This window comes from Vibrio sp. Vb1337 (assembly GCF_033338715.1).
GTDB lineage: Bacteria > Pseudomonadota > Gammaproteobacteria > Enterobacterales > Vibrionaceae > Vibrio > Vibrio alginolyticus.
The window spans coordinates 55,938-76,561 of record NZ_JAWOTD010000013.1 but is presented as its reverse complement, the minus strand read 5'-3'; the positions used below and the strand labels follow the sequence as shown (position 1 = coordinate 76,561).

Here is a 20,624-nt window from a genome sequence, read left to right as displayed (position 1 = left end):
TGACCGAGATACAGGAAAATTTCGGATGAGAAATCAGATTGCGGTGAGAGAGAGCACGGTCATAAAATTTTACGCCCACTTAGGGGCAACCGTACTCTATAAGAAAGGTTGATCTAGGTATTACTTAGCTTCGATATGGTCGATCATCAATTGCAATGATTGATTACCACGAAATTCATTCACATCCAGCTTATACGCGAGACGTACTGTTTTAACCGATGCATCTGGCCATCGACGTAGATCAACATTGAATGCGATACCGTCGATCATCACATTGGTAGGGTGACCTTTATAAAGCGGCTCTAACATCAATTTAAGATGCTTCTCACCCACCAGCTTTTGATGCAGTACTTTAAACTCACCATCAAAGATTGGCTCTGGGAAAGCTTGTCCAAAAGGGCCACCCGATCGCAGCTGTTCAGCAACATGCATAGAGAACTCTTCCGGCTTAAGTTCGCCATCTGACATGATCACGCCTTTTAGCGCCGCTTCATCGAGTTCCTTTTTTACCACTTCATCAAACAAACGACTGAAACGCTCAAAATCCTGCTCTTTAATCGTTAAGCCTGCTGCCATGGCGTGTCCACCAAACTTGATGATCAAACCCGGGTTTTGTGTGTCGATGAAATCCAACGCATCGCGCATGTGTAGCCCCGGAATAGAACGACACGAGCCTTTAATCGTCCCTTCTCCACCATCAGCAAATGCAATGACTGGACGATGAAACTTCTCTTTAATGCGCGAAGCCAAAATACCAATCACACCTTGGTGCCAATCACGTTGGAATAAGGCTAAGCCATAAGGAAGCTCATTGCCTTCACCAAACTGAAGGCGCTCACAGAAAGCCATCGCTTCTTGCTTCATGCCTTCTTCAATCTCTTTACGAGTCTGGTTCAAGCCATCCAATTCACTTGCCATGCGACGAGCTGCGTGGATGTTGTTACACATCAGCAGTTCAACACCGAAAGACATGTCATCAAGACGGCCTGCTGCGTTAATACGTGGACCTAAAGCAAAGCCAAAATCGGATGCAACTAAACGACGCGCATCGCGCTTAGCGACCTCAATTAACGCTTGGATGCCGGGACGCGCTTTGCCCGCACGAATACGTTGCAAGCCTTGGTGTACAAGAATGCGGTTGTTTTCATCCAATGGAACGACGTCGGCGACGGTACCCAGTGCAACAAGGTCAATCAATTCCATCAACTTGGGCTCTTGCATCCCCTGTTCTGCAAACCAATTGTGTTTTCGCATATGAACGCATAGTGCCATCATGAGATAAAACGCGACCCCTACACCCGCAAGCGCTTTAGATGGAAAGCTACAGCTCTCAAGGTTTGGGTTCACCATTGCATCCACATCAGGCAACACTTGTCCTGGTAAGTGGTGATCGGTAACGAGCACAGTAATGCCATTTTCTTTTGCGTAACGCACGCCTTCGATTGATGAGACGCCGTTATCCACCGTCATGATCATCTCAGCGCCAAGCTCTAAGGCTTGGTCAACGACTTCTGGGCTTAACCCATAACCGTCTTCAAAACGATTTGGCACTAGGTAATCCACATTGTGACTACCAAGCATACGCAGCGCGAGCACTGATAATGCTGAGCTTGTCGCGCCATCAGCGTCAAAATCACCGACAACGATGATGCGTTTTTGTTCTTTTATCGCCTGAAACAAAAGATCGACAGCTTGCTCAATCCCCCCGAGTTTTTGATATGAATGCAACCCACGGGCAGACGTTTCTAATTGTGAAAGATCCGTTATCCCACGGTTGATGTAGATACGTTTAAGAATCGGAGGAATGGAATCAGGAAGAAGGGAAAGATCAGGTTCAGGACGTCGTTGAATTTCTATCATGCTTAAAAGAGCCGACAACTTTGCCGGCTCTGCTCCTAATGGATTATAGTTGCTTTAAACGTTTCAATAGCTCTGCAGGTGGTAGGTAGCCACCAACCATTTCGCCATTCGGTAAGAAGATTGCTGGCGTACCAGAAATACCCAATTGGCGACCTAGATTGTAATGAGCCTGGATGGTTTCTTTACACTGTTTTAAGTCTTTCGCAGGGTTATCAAATGTACGATTCACTTTCGCGTTGTGCATTGCCGACGCCGGATCTTCAGCACACCAAATCGTTGCCATTTGCTCTGCCACAGGGCCAGTTGCACCTTGGCGAGGGTAAGCCATGTAACGCACTGTGATACCTAGATCATTATAGCCTTGCATTTGGCTATGCAGACGCACACAGTAACCACAGGTGATATCAGTGAATACGGTCACAACGTACTTTTCATCGTCGGCTTTGTATTCGATCATGCTATCGGAGAACTGCGCAATTTTCTCGGCGTTAAGCGGCGCTTGACGCTCTGCTATGACATCTTTGTAACTGCCATCATCATTAATGGCATAAAGCGTACCGGCGATAAAGTGGCTACCATCATTTGAAGCAAACAGGATCCCGCCATTGGTTTGAATTTCCAATAAGCCAGCGACGTCTGATGGTTGAATATCAACGATAGATAAACCAAGCTTTGAGAACTTAGTTTTTAATGCTGCTTCATCAAAGCCGCTTTGTGCAGCTGGCGCTACTTGTTGCGCAGGAGTCTCCGTTTGAGCCTGACTTTCTTCTGCACCACAAGCGGTAACAAAAAATGGTAAAGTCAGCAGAGTTAGTCGGCGTAATACGCTCATGAAATTCACCTTAATGTAAAATCGTTTTTCCAAGAAGACATGGATGAATCTAACCATTGTTACGCTCTTGGGTGGTGTTGACTGTGGATCTGCTTCAATCGTTCAGTCGCCACGTGAGTATAAATTTGCGTGGTCGATAAGTCACTATGTCCTAAAAGCATCTGTACGACCCTGAGATCTGCGCCATAGTTCAATAAATGCGTGGCAAAGGCATGACGCAGTACGTGCGGCGACAGCTGATCAGTATCAATCCCTGCTATCAAAGCATAGTACTTAATACGGTGCCAAAACGTCTGACGAGTCATTTGCCTTGCGCGTTTACTAGGAAAAACAATATCAGATGATGTATCACCAAGTAACGCAGGGCGCCCTTGTTGAATGAACGTCTCGATCCAATCGACCGCATTTTCCCCCATAGGAACCAGGCGTTCTTTACCACCTTTACCAGTCACGCGCACCACCCCTTGGCGCAAGCTAACATTTTCCATGGTCAAACTGACGAGCTCTGTCACACGCAATCCTGTTGCGTAGAGTAGCTCTAGCATCGCTTTATCGCGCAATTCTATAGGGTCATTCGGGTCTGGCGCTTCGAGCAACGCGTCCACTTGTTCTTCACTAATATCTTTGGGTAAACGTTGTGGCAGTTTAGGACTAACCAAGAGCGCACTCGGGTCATCAGCGCGCACCTTCTCACGATGCAGGTATTGGAATAAACGGCGAATCGCCGACAACATACGCGCACGGGACGTCTGTTTGTAATCTAAGTCTACAAGGTGGCTTTGATATTCTTGCAAGCCAGACAAACTGATAAAATCAAGACGGTATCGATGTTTTTCCATCCACACGAGCAGCTTCATTAAATCGTTTCGGTAGGAAGCCAACGTGTTCTCTGATAGACCACGCTCCATCCACATCGCATCTAAGAATTGCTCAACAAGCGAAAAATCTTGTTGATTGACAGGCTGTTGTGCCGTCATGAATGCTTCCTTATCTGTTTATATTTACAGTATTTAGATTAAAGCACCTGCCAATCCAATACCATAAAAAATCATCCCACATAGGATATTCGCTGCAATCTTCCTCAATTTATGGTTAGAATCTTCCACAACAGCAACACAAATAACGACGAATATAATGAAAATCGGACTCTTTTACGGCTCAACGACCTGCTACACCGAAATGGCAGCAGAGAAAATTCGTACCCTTATTGGTGAAGACCTTGTCGACATTCACAATGTGAAAGAGACACCGTTATCACTAATGGCGGACTACGACTTATTACTCCTTGGCATCTCAACTTGGGATTTTGGTGAAATTCAAGAAGATTGGAACGCGATTTGGCAAGACATCGCGACCACACCACTGAAAGGCAAAGTTGTAGCGCTGTTTGGTCTGGGTGACCAAGAAGGTTACGGAGAGTGGTATTTAGATGCGATGGGCTTACTTCACGATGAATTACAAGCCACAGGCGCAACCTTTATCGGTTACTGGCCAAATGAAGGCTACGAATTTGAAGCATCGAAAGCATTGATCGAAGATGGCAGCAAGTTTGTTGGACTTGCGTTAGATGAAGACTCACAGTACGAACTGAGTGATGAACGCATCGAAAAATGGTGTGAACAAGTTCTTGTGGAATTCCACGACACGCTTTAATAGCGCAAACACGTCATCATTAAAAAGTAAAAAGCCCGATGAAGTAATTCATCGGGCTTTTTATTATCTTGATAACGCGAAGTGATTACGCGGTTTCTTGTGCTAGCTCTGGGCGAGGTTTCGCGATGAAGAACATGCACACGATAGCCGCAAATGTTGGAAGCACCCAACCCATGCCGACTTCGAATAGTGGCAACATGTTAAACGCAGAAACATCAATACCCGATACTTTTGCCGCATCAACCAACGCAAACAGCAGAGATACAAGCAGTACTGCACGGTAAGCAAAGCGTGGATTCGGCAGTTTGCTGCGCACAAATGTTAGTGCAACCAACGCAATCGCCACAGGGTACAGCGCAAACAATACTGGCACTGACAGAGAAATCAGCTGCGCAAGACCAACGTTTGCAACCAATGCACAAACAGAACCATTAATCAGTACCCATTGCTTGTATGACAGTGGTGTTTTCGAGCTGAAGAAATCTGAACACGCAGAAATCAAGCCAATCGCGGTTGTCAGACACGCTAGCAATACGATGACAGACAGAACGATTTGACCGTATGGACCAAACAACGCTTGAACGTATTGGCTAAGCACTAGGCCACCATTATCAGCACCAGCAGCAACAGTTGCACTCGTCGCACCTAAGTAAAATAGTGAGATGTAAACAAACGCAAGACCAGCAGCAGCAATACAACCTGCATAGATCAGATATTTAGTAGTTGCAGAGCGCTCAGTAATGCCTTTACCGCGCAGTGCATCAACCATCAGCATACCAAACATCAATGACGCGAACGTATCCATTGTGTTGTAGCCTTCTAAGAAGCCTTTGGTCAGAGGCTGCGTTAGGTATTCACCGTGCGCGCCAATCATATCGCCCTGAGGATCAAGGAAGACAGCGACAGCAAGAATGATCAAACCAACAAACAATGCTGGTGTCAGTACTTTACCGATAAGATCGATCAAACGGCCTTGGAACCATGAGAACATCATCGCTGCGATAAAGAAGATCACTGAGAACGCTGTCAGATGCGTTTGTGACGCCTCAAGGAAGAAAGGTTTCACCGCCATCTCGTAAGCCACTAGGCCAGTACGAGGCGCTGCAAACGCTGGACCAATGATGATGAAAATCAGTGCAGCCATAAGAACTGCCGCTTTTTTCGGAAGATCTTGCGTCAAGTGATCCCAAGAACCACCAGCAACAGCAATAGCAACGATAGTAATAAGAGGTAGACCTACCGCTGTTAGCAAGAAACCAAACATAGCTGGCATTAAGTTTTCACCCGCTAACTGACCCGCTAGAGGTGGAAAGATAATATTGCCCGCACCTAAAAAGAACGCAAATAGCATAAAGCCTACTGCGATAATATCTGTTAGTTTTAACGTCTGCTTCACAGATAACCCTTGTCTTTTAATTAATGAATGTTGTGTATGCTTAGACCACTTTTTGTATACCTAAAGTCAATAAGTACACGTGGTTCAATCTATAAAATTTTCGCCGCATAATGACGAAAGACTCATCATTTGGCAACCTTTAAGAAAAAAACACCATATTAATTTAGTTTTCAAACTTAAAAGCAGTGGATATAACCAGATCCAAATAACAGACCAGTTCTTTATCTCGATCAATTAACAATACAATTTAATAACCAACAAAACAACAATCTATACAATTAATAAACAATAGAGCAATCCACTTAATTATTGAGCAAATATAAAACAATCATGAAGAACAAAAAACTGAAAACTAAAGGCTTCAATTTTAAGCAATTTTGTATTGAGGGCGGCGAGAGTGGTATGCCAGTCAGCACAGACGGGGTAATGCTTGGTGCTTGGATTCAAAGCCCTAACGACGCTAAAATTCTCGATATTGGCACTGGCACTGGCCTGCTTGCCCTGATGTGTGCTCAACGCTTTACGGAAGCTCAAATAACTGCGGTCGATATCGAATTAACAGCCGTTGCTGCCGCGCAAAAAAATATGGCCCAGTCTCCTTGGTCAGATCGTGTAAGTGTGCATCACACCGACATACTGCACTTTACGCCGACACATTCATTCCAACGCATCATTTGTAACCCGCCCTACTTCAACAGCGGCGAGCAATCGAAACACAGTCAACGTGCAACCGCGAGGCACACTGATACGCTAGGCCATAACGCATTGCTACAGCGTTGCTATCATTTGCTTGATGACGAAGGGAGAGCTAGTTTTGTGTTGCCAATCACCGAAGGCGAGCAGTTCATTGAGCTAGCATTAAACCAAGGTTGGTATCTATCGAGGATCTGTCGTGTGCAACCATCAGAAAAGAAACCAGTACACCGATTGTTATTTGAACTGTCAAAACGACCTTGCGATTTGCAGACGTCACATTTAATTATCCGTTCAAATGACGGCTATAGTGATGATTTCATCCAGTTAACCCGCGAGTTTTATCTTAAGATGTGAAATAACATGTGATCCTTATCACCAATCACTTTATAATGTGCGACCTTTTTGTATTCTATGCTGTTGTGGCGAACCATTAACCAAGCTTTGCTTGTGGAGAACTCATTGTGATCAGAACCTTTGCTGAACTTGATCTAGACCAAAACCTACTTGAAGCCATTGAAGAGATGGGTTACGAACGCCCAACAAAAATTCAGGCAGAAGCGATTCCACAAGCGTTGGACGGTCGTGACATTCTAGCGTCAGCGCCAACAGGAACTGGTAAAACGGCCGCCTTCGTCCTGCCAGCATTGCAATACTTGCAAGACTTCCCTCGTCGTAAGCCTGGGCCTGCGCGTATTTTGATCCTAACGCCTACTCGCGAACTGGCGATGCAAATTGCCGATCAAGCACGTGCTTTGGCAAAAAATACCAAACTCAACATTTTCACCATCACTGGTGGTGTTCAGTACCAAGAGCACGCCGACATCCTTGCAACAACACAAGACATTGTGGTTGCGACACCTGGCCGTTTAAAAGAATACATTGATGCAGAACGTTTTGATTGTCGTGCAATCGAATGGTTAATCCTTGATGAAGCAGACCGTATGCTAGATATGGGTTTTGCTCCTACTGTCGATCGCCTATCTAACGAATGTCGCTGGCGTAAGCAAACCCTTCTGTTCTCAGCAACGTTAGAAGGGAAAGGCGTAGAAGGCTTTACCGCTGATCTGTTGAATGACCCAGCAGAAATTGATGCAAAATCACCGCTGCGTGAGCGTAAGAAAATTGCTCAGTGGTATCACCGAGCTGATGATGCTGAACACAAACTGGAATTACTAAAACACATTATTACTCAGCAAGCTGAGCGCACTATCGTCTTTTTAAAGACTCGTGAGCGTTTGGCTGAGCTACGAGCGCAGCTTGAAAGTGCACAGATTCCATGTTCTTGGATTCAAGGTGAAATGCCGCAAGATCGTCGTAACAATGCGATTTCTCGCTTCCGCGATGGTACTGTGAACGTGCTGCTAGCGACGGACGTTGCTGCGCGTGGTATCGATCTTCCGGATGTATCACACGTTATCAACTACGACATGCCGCGCACGGCTGATGTTTACCTTCACCGTATCGGCCGTACGGCTCGCGCAGGTAAGAAAGGTAACGCTATCTCAATCGTAGAAGCACACGACCAACCAATGATGGATCGCGTTGCGCGCTACGTGAAAGAAGACATCAAAGAGCGTTTCGTGAAAGAGATGCGTCCTAAACACAAAAAGCCTGTGTTTAAGAAGAAAAAGAAAAAAGACGACAAGAAAAAAGTAGCGAAAAAGAAAACCGCTAAGAAGAAGTAATCTTGTTGGAGCCAAGTAGCTCAAGCTAGAAAATAACAAAGGGTTGGCAATGCCAACCCTTTTTCGTTTGTGCTGATAGAGATTAACGTCGATTACGTCTCAATCAGCTTTATTTTTGCTCTTCACGTTTAAATACTAACTCTGTTGGCGTCGATTCATCTTCCACAAAGTAGTAACCCGCCGTATCAAACTTAGTCAGGTCTGCCACGCTCTCAACACGGTTTTCAATGATGTAACGCGCCATCATACCGCGCGCTTTCTTCGCGTAAAAACTGATGACCTTGTATTGACCATTCTTACAATCTTTGAATACTGGCGTGATCACTTGCGCATCTAAATTCTTTGGCTTAACCGCTTTAAAGTATTCATTTGATGCAAGGTTGATAAGGACATTATCACCTTGAGCAGAAATTGCTTCGTTAAGCTTGTCCGTAATAACATTGCCCCAAAACTGGTACAAGTTCGTACCTTTGTCGTTTGCAAGCTTGGTACCCATTTCAAGACGGTATGGCTGCATCAAATCAAGTGGTTTTAGTAAACCATAAAGACCCGATAGCATACGCAGATGATCTTGAGCATATTCGAAGTCCGCTTCAGATAAACTTTCGGCGTCTAGCCCTGTGTAAACGTCACCTTTAAATGCAAGAATAGCTTGTCGAGAGTTTTCCGTGGTAAACGTTTCACTCCACTCTTGGAATCGGCCCACATTTAAATCGGCAATCTTGTCGCTCACTTTCATTAAAGAGGCAACATCAGCAGGAGTCAGTTTGCGGCAAACATCGATAAGCTCTTTTGAGTATTCGACCAACTCAGGTTGAGTAAATTTTTCTGTCGCTAACGGAGACTCGTAATCAAGAGTCTTCGCTGGAGAAACTACGATAAGCATGACTTTCCCTTCTCTAATTTTGTTTTTAATAGGGTACAAAAAAAGCCATGCATTGTCTGCATGGCTTTTTACATCATACTAATAGCTTTCAACTATGAGTGATAGCTCACTTAGTCTTTTTTATCGTTGTACCAAATGCCTTCTTCAAGCTGAGATTTCAGCTCTGGGAAGTCATTCGCATCAAATGTTGGCACTTTGCCTTCACCAAGCTGGCGGTTGTAATCTTTTGCCAGTTTAATCACGATGCCAGATAGCAAGATGATCGCCACTAAGTTGACTATCGCCATCAGCCCCATAGAGACGTCAGCAAGCGACCATACGACTGGTAACGAAGCTAGTGCACCAAACATCACCATACCAAGAACAATAACGCGGAAAATGCTTAAGCCCGCTTTATGATTGTGCTCTAGGAAGATTAAGTTCGTTTCAGCGTACGAGTAGTTCGCAATGATTGAAGTAAACGCAAAGAAGAAGATTGCCACAGCAACAAAGATGCCGCCCCAATCGCCAACTTGTGAGCTCAATGCACGCTGAGTTAGCTCGATACCCGTCACTTCTGTTGCTTGACCGACATACTCACCAGACATCAGGATGATAGCCACTGTTGCAGAACAGATAACGATTGTATCCATGAACACGCCTAGCATCTGTACGTAACCTTGAGACGCTGGGTGTGGTGGGTAAGGTGTTGCTGAAGCCGCCGCGTTAGGTGCCGACCCCATACCTGCTTCATTCGAGAATAGACCGCGCTTGATACCGTTAATCATTGCCTGTGCAATTGCGTAGCCAAGACCACCTGCTGCTGCTTCTTGCAGACCAAATGCACTCTTAAAGATAAGCATCAATACATCAGGTAATTTCTCGAGGTTAGAGAACATGATGAACAGCGCTAGGGCTAGATAAAGTAGTGCCATGATCGGAACGATCATCTCAGCAACTCTTGCGATACGCTTGATGCCACCGAAAATAACAATTGCAGACAGTAAAACAACAGCAATACCGACATACAGGTTATTCCAACCAAATGCGTTGCTCATTGCATTGGCAATTGAGTTAGCTTGTACGGCGTTGAATACCAAACCAAAAGCGATGATTAGGAAAACTGAGAACAACACGCCCATCCAACGCATGCCCAGGCCTTTTTCCATGTAGTAGGCAGGGCCACCACGGTAGTTGCCATCATCATCTTTGGTTTTGTATAGCTGCGCCAGTGTGCTCTCGGCAAACGATGTTGCCATACCAAGCATTGCAATCAGCCACATCCAGAAGATCGCACCAGGACCACCCGCAGTCAATGCAACTGCAACGCCCGCCATGTTACCTGTACCAACACGTGCAGCAAGACTAGTACAAAGCGCTTGGAAAGAGGAAATACCAGCTTTGTCTGCTTTACGACTGTTCTTAAGAACAGAGAACATGTGGCCGAAATGGCGGAACTGAATGAACCCTAATCGAACGGTGAAGTAAATACCAACACCAACAAGAAGATAAACCAGAATCGAGCCCCAGAGGAGATCGTTCATCAAATTGATTAAGTCTGTCATGTGTACCTCAAAGTGAGTTGCGCCAGTCTATGCGTCCTAGCCATCCACCAAATTGCCTGCTAAGTGTCAAAGTGTGCTTAGCTTTTTAAGTAATGTTTATGGGCAATCTAGAATCGTAAACGTCGCTTCATGCATCCATTTTACGTACCAGCGTATTTTTTGACGGGCGGATAATGCAACCTAGGAGCGCAAAAATCAATATGCAACAATAAGAATAACATTGTTATTTTTCACTATAAAGTCACCAAAAAATAACATAAATAGAAGACTTAACACTCAAACTGCGCAACATTTCAATTACCAAACACCAACATAAATAATTATTCTTCATTAAATGGAATGGTAAACCGTATAAACAAGAACAAGCTAGTATTCACAAGGTGTTACATAAATTTACGCTAGTGACTTACCATCTAATTGAACACTATTTCATCAAACTGATTTTATGCAACTTTAACCTTTGCGCAGTGCACCCATTCATCAAATCGAATTAACATAGAAAATCTCTCTATTTAATCGTTTTCTTGAGATCGTTTGTGCATTTTTTATCCACATCGTTGCAATAAAAAGTGTGATTTTGAGAATATTTTTGCACGAAAATGTCATGCTACCGACACAAATGCGAAATATATCATGGTTATTCTCACGGCTATTGTGGTACTTAAAAAACTCCACAAGGACTGGTTACAACAGTTTAGCTTAAGAAAGGTAAAGGTGGCTTATGGAAGGCTTTCAACTAGATGACATTTTTAATCTGGATACTACCTCAACAACCAAATCTCGTGCCAAACCAGTAAAGCGAAAGTGGCGTGAAATAGAAGAGATGAACGACAGACGCAATTTGCTTAAAGAGCTGCGCGAACTTGATGTCTGTACCGATTATAACTTGGAAGACATTAAACTCTAATTCAAACAAAAGGCACCTTACAGGTGCCTTTTGTTTTTTGTTTACGGTCACCGTAAACACCGTGAGTTTATGTACCAAGGTTTAAGTATGAATACCATTATTACTCAATGAGAATCTTCCGTACTTTTTGCCGAGAAATATGCACACTAAATTTTCGGTTGATTCCCAATAAATAAGAAATGTATCTCACAAACCCGAGAGACGGCTTTCGCTCGCTCAGATTTCATCATTCAGTCTTAAACATACTCAGTATCACTTTGACGAACACGTTCGGCCAACTGCTTATAACGATCAGCAATCGTGTCACCAAACACAGGATCATCCTCACTGACGCTCCATAAGCTCTCGACATGCTGCCAATCTTCTGTGGTAAATAACTCTTCAATGAGAGGCAAAATTTTTCGCTCTTCTAGCTCCAAGTGGTGCCTTTGCGATTCTATGAAATCTTCTAGGTGAGCGACAAACATGTCTTGTGGCACAACAGCATCCTGAAGGATCATCTCTATCACGGATGAAAACTCTCTGGTTTTACTCGCTAACTCTAGATGTTCTTTCTCTAAATTTTCCATGGTTTGTTGCTTACCATAGTGTTCAAGAAAGTGGTGATAGAGGATATCTTCTTTCGGGTGGTGTACTTTCTCCGAATGATTAGAGAGGTAATCAACAATCTCGCTTACTAACGCATAGTTGATTACACGTTCTTTTTTTATCTCATTAAGCTTATGGCGCAGTATCGCCAACAGACGAACCATATAACCATGTTCGCGTCGAATTCTTTCGATCATCATAGCGTCTCTCCTTAACACCTACTTTTAGTAAGTGTACATGAGAAATTTACTATCAGCCTCGAGCGTGCTCAAAAAAACAGCGATCATACCATCCATGATCGCTGTCTCTTCATTTATACCGTTAATGGCAAATGCCAGTTAATTGGTGCTTTTTCTTGTGATGTAAGCAACTGGTTTGCTTGAGAGAAATGCTTACAACCGAAAAAGCCTCGATGTGCAGAAAGTGGCGATGGGTGTGGGGCAGCTAACACATGGTGCTTATTGCGATCGATAAAACGACCTTTCTTCTGCGCGTGTGACCCCCACAGCAAGAACACTACACCTTCTTGATGCTGATTAATGGCTTCAATCACTCGATCAGTAAACGTTTCCCAACCTGTCTTTGAATGTGAATGCGCTTTACCTTGCTCCACCGTTAATACCGTATTGAGTAACAATACGCCTTGTTCAGCCCAGCTTTGCAAAAAACCATGCTGAGGGATTTGGAAACCTTCAATATCTTGCGCCAGCTCTTTATACATATTAACCAGTGACGGTGGCGTTTTAATGCCAGGAAGTACAGAGAAACACAGGCCATGCGCCTGATTTGGGCCGTGGTATGGGTCTTGTCCTAGAATCACGACCTTAACGTCTTTGAACTCGGTAAAACGAAACGCGTTAAAGACATCTTTTGCGGGAGGAAAAATAGCTTTGCCTGCGGCGCGTTCGGCTTCAACAAAATTCAAGGTGTCTACAAAGTAGCTCTGCTTTTTCTCTTCGCCGATCACATCGTGCCAAGTGGGTGACTGATTCATGGAAAGTTCCTGTCCTAAATTTTGCTTCTATTCTAACGAGCGAAACTCAAACAAACAAAAACTTACCACGAACTTGAGACAAGTAATAAAAGACTAATGCTTCTGTGGCGTTCGAAAATGCCCCTGTCCGGTAATGTGACGATTAGGCATCGGTAAGCGAAGCACGCGACGAGTGAAAGCATAAGGAGTAAAAGAGAGTGGTCGAGACATGTTGGCATCCTTCTTTGCTAATTCAGAGATTGATGTTCAATGACTAAGAAAGAAAGGTGCCAACTTTGTGGTTACGCCATTAACTGGCAATGGCCGCTAAATGGAATTGACGCAACGTGTTGATCTCTTGCTGCCAAATATCTGGATCAATTGTTTCCAAAATCAGAGGGATACCATCAAAACGAGGGTCTTTCGCGATGTACTCAAAGCAATCCCACCCGATCTCTCCTTTACCTAGCGAATGGTGGCGATCTACTTTGCTGGCAAACTCTACTTTTGAATCATTTAGATGCATTGCTCTTAAATAGTGCATACCTACGATACGGTCGAACTCTGCAAAGGTGCGCTCGCAATCTTCTTTTGTACGTAAGTCATAACCAGCCGTAAAGGTATGGCAGGTATCAATACAAACGCCGACACGATCTTTATCTTCCACTTGCTCGATGATTTCAGCAAGGTGCTCAAACTTCCAGCCTAAGTTAGTGCCTTGACCTGCCGTATTCTCGATAACAGCGATCACATTCGGCACCGCTTTATGCGCAAGATTGATCGACTCGGCGATCGTCGCGAGACACTCCTGTTCAGAGACTTTCTTTAGGTGACTACCCGGATGGAAGTTAAGCAAAGTCAGCCCCAACTGATTACAACGCTCCATTTCATCAATAAATGCCGCGCGGGATTTATTCAGCTTTTCTTCTTCCGGCGCACCCAAGTTAATCAGATAAGAATCATGGGGAAGAATATGTTCTGCTCCGAAACCCAGCATTTTACAGTTCGCTTTAAACGCACTGATGGTTTTTGCTTCTAAAGGCTTCGCCACCCACTGGCGTTGGTTTTTTGTAAATAGTGCGAATGCATTCGCGCCAATTTCACGAGCTCTCAACGGAGCTTGATCGACCCCACCAGCAGCAGAGACATGTGCACCAATGAGTTTATTCCCAAGCTTGTTTTTCATGTTTGTCATTTAATCACTTTAGACTTTCAGTATTGCTACCTAAATACAGACAGTTGCGTTAACCAGTTTAAACTTTAACCTCAATTTGTAGTAAATTTACAACAAAACCAGTTATTAAATATTTTTTATATTATCAAATAAATTGTAATTAGTTTGTTTTCAAAGGTTTTATTGATTTAACTCAATAAAATTACCTTAATAAAAATAATGTTTTTGGTTGTTTATTGACTTAAATCAATATTAAAATAGTGGATATTAGCTATATAATACTCAGCTCAACGAAAATTCGAAAATTAACACCAATAATCACCACGTAAGTGGTCTAGGAGATAGTGATGATCCAAGGTATCCAAATTACAAAAGCGGCAAACGACGACCTACTAAACTCTATCTGGCTATTAGATAGCGAAAAAAATGAAGCTCGTTGTGTTGCTGCAACTGCTGGCTACGAAGCAGACCAAGTTATCGCAATCAGCGACCTAGGTGAATACGAAAGCCGTGAAGTTGCAATCGAAACTGCTCCTCGTATCGAAGGCGGCCAACACCTAAACGTGAACGTGCTTAAACGCGAAACACTAGAAGATGCAGTTGCACACCCAGAGAAATACCCACAACTAACTATTCGTGTTTCTGGTTACGCAGTACGTTTTAACTCGCTAACTCCAGAGCAACAACGTGATGTAATCGCTCGTACTTTTACTGAGACTCTATAATCTCTCAGTAAACTAGCTCGCTAGAATTTAAAAAGCTTGGTCAGCAATGACCAAGCTTTTTTGTTTCAGAATCCTTCTAAACCCTTTCTATAATGGAAAGCAACTCGCCTCTAAGGTGCATTTCTTTGCGAAGGATCTTTCTGAAACGCTTGCGCTACAGAGGTTGGATCAAGCCTATCTCTTTGCAGTGACGCCCCTTCTGCCCACCAAATCAATTGATGCATCGTGCGATTCATATAGTTGTCCCACTGCGTCTGCTCCGACTCATCCGCAGCAACGCCCTGTTCATCAAAGACTTCTTGCGCTTTCGGAATGTGGATCATCGCAGAGACAGGTAAACATCCAAGTTCAGATAAGAAGGTACGCATAGAAACGGCAGCTCTAACACCACCCCATTGTCCGGCAGAATAGGTCACGATAGCACTCGGCTTGTAAGAAAACAGCGAACTGCCGAAATGGTTAAGCATGTTCGCCAAAGCAGGACTCATCGAATGGTTATATTCCGGGCTAACCATCACATACCCATCCGCATGTTTGATTTTGTCTGCCAGCTCACTTAGGTGCTGCGGAACTTTAGAGCGGTGATAAGCAAACTCGGGCTTAAACACATCACCAAAGTCGTAATTCAAAGGGTCGATGATTTCGACCGTATGTTGCGAATGTTGACTCGCGATGAGTTTTTCACACGCTTTACTGACTCGCATTCCTAAACGGGCTGGTCGTGGTGGCGTGCTGTCTCTCACTGAGCCAAGAAAAATCAAAAAATGCATGCTTCTCTTTCCATCTCATTTAGTTAAGTTCGTTTCTCAATCATAAAGAGAGTCAAAACTTACCGACAATAAAAAAGGTGAATGATTACTCATTCACCTCTCGTTATTTCTGTTTTTGATACTTACTATACTTTGAAGCTTACTGCACGCGGCGCAGTACTTGTTTCAATGCGTCAAAGTCTGCGTCGAGCTCTTCCGATAGCAGCTCCATCGCAGCGTGCTTCGCTAGTGGCGCAGGAAGCTCGATATCGGATTCTAGAATATCATCCACGACTTCTTTGAACTTCGCAGGGTGAGCAGTACATAGGAACAGACCGGTTTCACCGTCTTGCAATTGTTCTTCAAGCACTCGGTAAGCAATCGCACCATGCGGTTCGCATAGGTAGCCTAGAGCATGTAAATCTTTCACTGACTGTGCGCTTTGCTCATCAGATACTGCGCCTTTACCTAACGTCTCCAAGCCCCACTCTTTCACGCGGCACAGCTCTTCAATACGAGGCCAGTTGTTTGGTTGGCTCACGTCCATCGCGTTCGATGTTGTTGCGACTGTTGGTTTTGGCTCCCACTTACCTGTTTCTAGGTAGCGAGGAACAGTGTCATTGGCATTAGTTGCCGCGATAAAGCGTTTGATAGGCAAGCCCAGCGCTTTTGCCAGTAGACCAGCAGTTAGGTTACCAAAGTTACCACTTGGTACTGATACCACTAGGTTTTCACGCTCTTGCTTGCTCATTTGCGCAGCTGCTTCAAAGTAGTAACAGATTTGCGCCATCAAACGGCTGATGTTGATTGAGTTTGCAGAGTTCAGACCGATCTCTTCACGCAGTGCAGAATCATCAAAAGCTTGCTTAACCAGTGCCTGACACGCATCGAAGTCTCCATCGATCGCGACAGTATGGATGTTCTTACCAAGCGTACAGAATAGCTTCTCTTGCAGTGGGCTGATCTTACCTTTCGGGTAAAGAATCACAACGTTGATGTCTTCCATACCGTAGAAAGCATGCGCAACGGCTGCGCCAGTATCGCCAGAAGTTGCTGTCAGAATGGTGATCTTGCCACCGTCCGAAACGGCTGCAAGAGATTGCGCCATAAAGCGACCACCAAAGTCTTTAAACGCAAGCGTTGGGCCATGGAACAGCTCCAGTGCGTAAACACCATCTCTTACTTGGTTGATAGGCGCAGGGAATTGGAATGCAGCATCAACAAGAGCATTCACTTTCTCCTCTGTAAGTTCATCTCCAATTAACGCCGATAGAATCTTAGTGCTACGAGAGACAAAGTCTTCTGCAAGCAGCGCATCGATATCTTCAAATTTTGGTAATTCCGATGGGAAAAATAGACCTTGGTTACGGCCTAACCCTTGGCGAACGGCTTGGCCAAAGGAAACTTGTTCATCATTTTCTTTTATATTGTAAAGCTTCATAGCTCACTTCCTGTTACTTTCGAACCCTGCTTATCTAGACGACAAACGTGGACGAATCCTTCTTCGTTTTGTACGTAGTTTTGTTCTAACCAGCGAGCAACTCGCTCAGCGACATCTTTCTCTTTGCAAATACTGAACAGTGTCGGACCACTGCCAGAAATACCGGTTGCCAATGCACCCGCAGACGCTGCGTATTGACGTGCATTCGCAAAACCTGGAAGCAGTTTCTCACGATACGGTTCTGCGATCACGTCTTTGATCATTTTTGCAGCAAGTTCTGGCTGACCAGAATGACACGCATGAATAAAGCCCGCAAGGTGGCGACCATGAGCAATGATATCTTGTCGGCGGTATTGAGATGGTAGGATCTCACGCGCTTCCGCCGTTGATACCTTGATACCCGGATACGCCATCACCCAGTACCAATCATCAAAGCAAGGCACTTCTTGACTGATGATACCCAACTCTTCAAGCATCAGTTGCACACCACCAAGGTAACATGGCGCAACGTTGTCGTAGTGAATACCACCAGAGATCTTACCTTCCATCTCTCCCATCAGCGCTAGTAATTCTGTCTCGTTAAGTGGCTGTCCATGGAATCGGTTCAATGCATCTAATGCAGCAACGATAGAACATGCACTTGAGCCTAAACCAGAGCCAATTGGCATGTTCTTTTCTAGCGTCATCTCAAGTGGTTTTAGCTCAACGCCTTTTTTGTCTAACTCACGAGCAAACACAAGCCAACAGTCGTAAACGATGTTCTCTTTTGGTTCAGTTGGCAATTTCTCAACAAAATCACCCACCGTTTTAAGGCTGAACGGATCAGCCCCAGATTTCACCAATACACGGTCACCCAATAGTGTGCCATCCACTGGAGACACGGCAGCCCCCAGCACATCAAAGCCAACGCTTACATTACCAATTGATGCTGGGGCATAAACCACTACATCCATATCACTTGAACTCATTATTGTTATACCCCTAGTTTCCAACCTAAAGTACGCATCACGTCAGAAAATACACCCGCAGCCGTTACTTCGGTGCCTGCACCATAGCCACGTAACACTAGTGGGATTGGCTGATAGTAACGGCTGTAAAATGCCAGTGCGTTTTCACCGTCCTTGATTTTATACATTGGATCGTTTTCATCCACCGCTGCGATGCTTACTGTGCACTTGCCCTCATTAATCTCACCAACGTAGCGCAGTACTTTGCCTTCTTCCGCTGCCTTTGCAGATAATTCTTTAAAGTAGGCGTCTGCTTCAGGTAAACGCGCCATAAATTCATCAACGCTACCAGAATCATCAAAACCTGGTGGCAGTGCTTGATCAACCACAACGTCTTCTAGTTCTAGAGACATGCCTGCTTCACGAGCTAGGATCAGAAGCTTACGAGCAACATCCATACCAGAAAGATCATCACGAGGATCCGGTTCAGTAAAACCATTTTCTTTTGCGATATTAGTTGCTTCACTTAGGCTCATACCTTCATCTAACTTACCGAAGATGTATGACAGAGAGCCAGAAAGAATACCGCTGAAGCGCTCTAGCTCATCGCCCGCTGAGATTAGGTTTTGCAGGTTTTCGATTACCGGTAGACCCGCCCCCACAGTTGTTTCGTACATCAGCTTGCGACGAGAGCTGCGCGCAACATCGCGAAGCTGATGGTAGTAAGCCATGCTTGCTGTGTTTGCTTTTTTATTTGGTGTAACGACATGGAAACCAGCAGCTAAGAAATCAGCATATTGATTCGCGATATCTTCACTTGATGTACAGTCAACCAATACTGGGTTGATGATGTGGTTACGTTGAACCAAAGAAATCAAACGCGCTAGGCTGAACTCTTCTGTCGCTGCCGACATACGATCACGCCAATGATCGAGTGGCAGACCTTCACTATCAAGCAGAAGACCTTTGCTGTTTGCCAAGCCACACACGCGAATAACGATGCCTTTTTCCGCAAGCTTCGCCTGTTGACGCTCGATCTGATCCACCAGCTCACCACCAACGCCACCAATACCAACCACGAATACGTCTAAGAAGTGCTTAGAGTTGAATAGGTTTTCGTGACACGCTTTGATCGCTTCAGAGATTTTATCTTCAGGAATCACGGCTGAGATAGCACGCTCAGATGAGCCCTGTGCGATGGCTACAATGTTTACGTTCACTTCAGCAAGAGATGAGAAGAAGCGAGATGCAACACCGCGCGATGTACGCATGCCGTCACCAACCAACGTTATGATTGAAACATTATCAATAAACTCGACCGGCTCTAATAAGCTATCTTTCAGTTCCAACTCAAACGCATCGGCCAGTACTTGTTGCGCTTTTGCTTTATCTTCTGCCTCAATACAGAAGCTAATGCTGTACTCAGAAGAAGACTGAGTAATAAGAACAATAGACACACCAGCGGAAGACATTGCGCCAAACACGCGGCTTGCCATGCCAACCATACCCTTCATACCTGGGCCGGAGACGTTAACCATGGTTAGGTCGTTTAGCGTCGTGATACCTTTGATCGCCAGATTGTCTTCACCAGTGTCTTGCCCAATCAGAGTTCCTGCACCTTGTGGGTTAAAGCTGTTTTTGATCAGACATGGGATGTGGAACTGTGCGATTGGGGCGATGGTTTTCGGGTGCAGAACGGAAGCACCGAAGTAAGAAAGCTCCATCGCTTCTTGATAGCTAAGAGATTTAAGTAGGCGAGCATCTTCGACTAAGCGAGGGTCACAGTTGTACACACCATCTACGTCTGTCCAGATCTCACAGCAATCTGCGCGCAGACACGCCGCAAGAACCGCCGCTGAGTAGTCTGAACCATTACGACCTAGTGTAACTAGTTCACCTTTCTCGTTACCGGCAGTAAAACCAGGCATGATGTTCACATGACCTTGAGGAAGAGGATTCTGGCGGAAGTTCTGAGTCGAAACTTCAACATCGACCATGGCTTCTAGGTGATCGCCTTTTGCGTATAGATACTCGACTGGGTCGATAAGATGCGCAGGTTGGCCTTTCGCTTCAAGCACTGCCTTCATCAATTGAATTGAAACGCGTTCGCCTTTGCTGATGATGCGTGCATTGACGTTATTTGGGCACATGCCAAGAAGGTTGATGCCATGAACGAACTGGCGTAATTGAGAGAGAGAAGTTTTCACTTGGTTATCGAAAGCTGAACCATCGATATTGGGTAGTACTGCTTGGATTTGAGTGAAGAGCGTTTTAAACGACTCCTCCAACTCTTTGATTTGTAGTTCTGCTTCACCATTGCGCAATGCGCCTTCAATGACCGCAACCAATTTGTTTGTTGTTTTACCAGGAGCGGAAAGAACAACCGCTACTTCTTCTTGTTGAGCGTTATTGGCAATAATGTCTGCCGCTCTCAAAAAGCGATCTGCATCAGCTAGTGATGATCCGCCAAACTTCAATACTCGCATCCCTTCCTCCGGTATATCTTCTTAAATTTGTCTAAATTCTGGATAAAAAAGCATAAAAAAAGGCCTGTATCTTGTTGGATAC

Annotated in this window: 18 protein-coding genes and 1 other annotated feature (1 of these 19 only partly in view); of the genes, 5 read left to right on the top strand and 13 right to left on the bottom strand. The window is 44.7% G+C overall.

Going from position 1 to position 20,624, the window contains the following annotated elements:
• Nucleotides 1–120: 120 nt before the first annotated feature.
• Genes recJ through xerD form a run of 3 tightly spaced genes read right to left on the bottom strand, consistent with a single transcriptional unit; the run spans nucleotide 121 to nucleotide 3,669 of the window.
• Nucleotides 121–1,860 carry a single-stranded-DNA-specific exonuclease RecJ gene (recJ, locus tag R7E42_RS15660; protein WP_017821504.1) on the bottom strand — a complete coding sequence of 580 codons (1,740 nt, stop codon included), beginning with the start codon at nucleotides 1,858–1,860 and terminating at the stop codon, nucleotides 121–123.
• A gap of 43 nt (nucleotides 1,861–1,903) precedes the next feature.
• On the bottom strand, nucleotides 1,904–2,692 hold the full coding sequence (dsbC, locus tag R7E42_RS15655) for a bifunctional protein-disulfide isomerase/oxidoreductase DsbC (protein WP_005381786.1): 789 nt from the start codon (nucleotides 2,690–2,692) through the stop codon (nucleotides 1,904–1,906).
• Nucleotides 2,693–2,751: 59 nt separating this feature from the next.
• The gene (xerD, locus tag R7E42_RS15650; RefSeq protein ID WP_005381788.1) at nucleotides 2,752–3,669 is read right to left on the bottom strand and encodes a site-specific tyrosine recombinase XerD; all 918 of its coding nucleotides are present in this window, start codon (nucleotides 3,667–3,669) and stop codon (nucleotides 2,752–2,754) included.
• Between the two features lie 157 nt (nucleotides 3,670–3,826).
• Between xerD and fldB the strand changes: the two genes are divergently transcribed.
• Nucleotides 3,827–4,345: a flavodoxin FldB gene (fldB, locus tag R7E42_RS15645; protein WP_005381790.1), complete on the top strand. Its 519-nt coding sequence runs from the start codon at nucleotides 3,827–3,829 to the stop codon at nucleotides 4,343–4,345.
• A gap of 85 nt (nucleotides 4,346–4,430) precedes the next feature.
• On the opposite strand, the gene brnQ is transcribed toward fldB, so the two are convergent.
• On the bottom strand, nucleotides 4,431–5,741 hold the full coding sequence (gene brnQ / locus R7E42_RS15640) for a branched-chain amino acid transport system II carrier protein (RefSeq protein ID WP_005381792.1): 1,311 nt from the start codon (nucleotides 5,739–5,741) through the stop codon (nucleotides 4,431–4,433).
• 330 nt (nucleotides 5,742–6,071) lie between these two features.
• On the opposite strand from brnQ, the gene R7E42_RS15635 reads away from it, so the two are divergent.
• Both R7E42_RS15635 and srmB read left to right on the top strand, forming a co-directional pair.
• Complete coding sequence (locus tag R7E42_RS15635) at nucleotides 6,072–6,791, top strand: tRNA1(Val) (adenine(37)-N6)-methyltransferase (RefSeq protein WP_104978805.1); 720 nt, start codon at nucleotides 6,072–6,074, stop codon at nucleotides 6,789–6,791.
• Between the two features lie 107 nt (nucleotides 6,792–6,898).
• Nucleotides 6,899–8,122 carry an ATP-dependent RNA helicase SrmB gene (gene srmB, locus R7E42_RS15630; RefSeq protein ID WP_005381797.1) on the top strand — a complete coding sequence of 408 codons (1,224 nt, stop codon included), beginning with the start codon at nucleotides 6,899–6,901 and terminating at the stop codon, nucleotides 8,120–8,122.
• Between the two features lie 109 nt (nucleotides 8,123–8,231).
• Here the strand turns inward: srmB and yaaA are convergent, their stop codons facing one another.
• Together yaaA and R7E42_RS15620 are read right to left on the bottom strand one after the other, a co-directional pair.
• Nucleotides 8,232–9,008, bottom strand: a complete 777-nt coding sequence (yaaA, locus tag R7E42_RS15625; RefSeq protein ID WP_005382848.1) for a peroxide stress protein YaaA — start codon at nucleotides 9,006–9,008, stop codon at nucleotides 8,232–8,234.
• 110 nt (nucleotides 9,009–9,118) lie between these two features.
• Nucleotides 9,119–10,552 (bottom strand): alanine/glycine:cation symporter family protein, encoded by a 1,434-nt coding sequence (locus R7E42_RS15620; protein ID WP_005381800.1) that lies wholly within the window; start codon nucleotides 10,550–10,552, stop codon nucleotides 9,119–9,121.
• Between the two features lie 721 nt (nucleotides 10,553–11,273).
• On the opposite strand from R7E42_RS15620, the gene R7E42_RS15615 reads away from it, so the two are divergent.
• Nucleotides 11,274–11,459 carry a DUF3545 family protein gene (locus R7E42_RS15615; protein ID WP_005381805.1) on the top strand — a complete coding sequence of 62 codons (186 nt, stop codon included), beginning with the start codon at nucleotides 11,274–11,276 and terminating at the stop codon, nucleotides 11,457–11,459.
• A gap of 236 nt (nucleotides 11,460–11,695) precedes the next feature.
• Here R7E42_RS15615 and R7E42_RS15610 read toward each other — a convergent pair whose 3' ends face one another.
• The 3 genes from R7E42_RS15610 to nfo all read right to left on the bottom strand — a co-directional run bounded on the left by R7E42_RS15610 (nucleotide 11,696) and on the right by nfo (nucleotide 14,215).
• Nucleotides 11,696–12,247 carry a hemerythrin domain-containing protein gene (locus R7E42_RS15610; RefSeq protein WP_005381807.1) on the bottom strand — a complete coding sequence of 184 codons (552 nt, stop codon included), beginning with the start codon at nucleotides 12,245–12,247 and terminating at the stop codon, nucleotides 11,696–11,698.
• Nucleotides 12,248–12,360: 113 nt separating this feature from the next.
• Nucleotides 12,361–13,041: a uracil-DNA glycosylase gene (gene ung, locus R7E42_RS15605; RefSeq protein WP_005382846.1), complete on the bottom strand. Its 681-nt coding sequence runs from the start codon at nucleotides 13,039–13,041 to the stop codon at nucleotides 12,361–12,363.
• A gap of 289 nt (nucleotides 13,042–13,330) precedes the next feature.
• Entirely contained in the window at nucleotides 13,331–14,215 is an 885-nt protein-coding gene (gene nfo / locus R7E42_RS15600; protein ID WP_005382844.1) for a deoxyribonuclease IV, read from the bottom strand.
• A 326-nt stretch (nucleotides 14,216–14,541) separates the two neighbouring features.
• Here nfo and grcA point away from each other — a divergent pair, with 326 nt between their 5' ends.
• Nucleotides 14,542–14,919 carry an autonomous glycyl radical cofactor GrcA gene (gene grcA, locus R7E42_RS15595; protein ID WP_005381814.1) on the top strand — a complete coding sequence of 126 codons (378 nt, stop codon included), beginning with the start codon at nucleotides 14,542–14,544 and terminating at the stop codon, nucleotides 14,917–14,919.
• Nucleotides 14,920–15,029: 110 nt separating this feature from the next.
• Here the strand turns inward: grcA and R7E42_RS15590 are convergent, their stop codons facing one another.
• From R7E42_RS15590 to thrA, 4 genes are all read right to left on the bottom strand, one after another.
• Nucleotides 15,030–15,689 carry an NADPH-dependent FMN reductase gene (locus R7E42_RS15590; protein ID WP_017635073.1) on the bottom strand — a complete coding sequence of 220 codons (660 nt, stop codon included), beginning with the start codon at nucleotides 15,687–15,689 and terminating at the stop codon, nucleotides 15,030–15,032.
• Between the two features lie 139 nt (nucleotides 15,690–15,828).
• Entirely contained in the window at nucleotides 15,829–17,109 is a 1,281-nt protein-coding gene (gene thrC, locus R7E42_RS15585) for a threonine synthase (protein WP_025768425.1), read from the bottom strand.
• Nucleotides 17,106–18,062 carry a homoserine kinase gene (thrB, locus tag R7E42_RS15580; protein WP_318072814.1) on the bottom strand — a complete coding sequence of 319 codons (957 nt, stop codon included), beginning with the start codon at nucleotides 18,060–18,062 and terminating at the stop codon, nucleotides 17,106–17,108. The genes thrC and thrB overlap by 4 nt, the downstream gene beginning before the upstream one ends.
• Nucleotides 18,063–18,082: 20 nt before the next feature.
• Nucleotides 18,083–20,542 carry a bifunctional aspartate kinase/homoserine dehydrogenase I gene (gene thrA / locus R7E42_RS15575; protein WP_053304351.1) on the bottom strand — a complete coding sequence of 820 codons (2,460 nt, stop codon included), beginning with the start codon at nucleotides 20,540–20,542 and terminating at the stop codon, nucleotides 18,083–18,085.
• A 53-nt stretch (nucleotides 20,543–20,595) separates the two neighbouring features.
• Nucleotides 20,596–20,624 (bottom strand) — a sequence feature (Thr leader region); it runs 91 nt beyond the window's last position.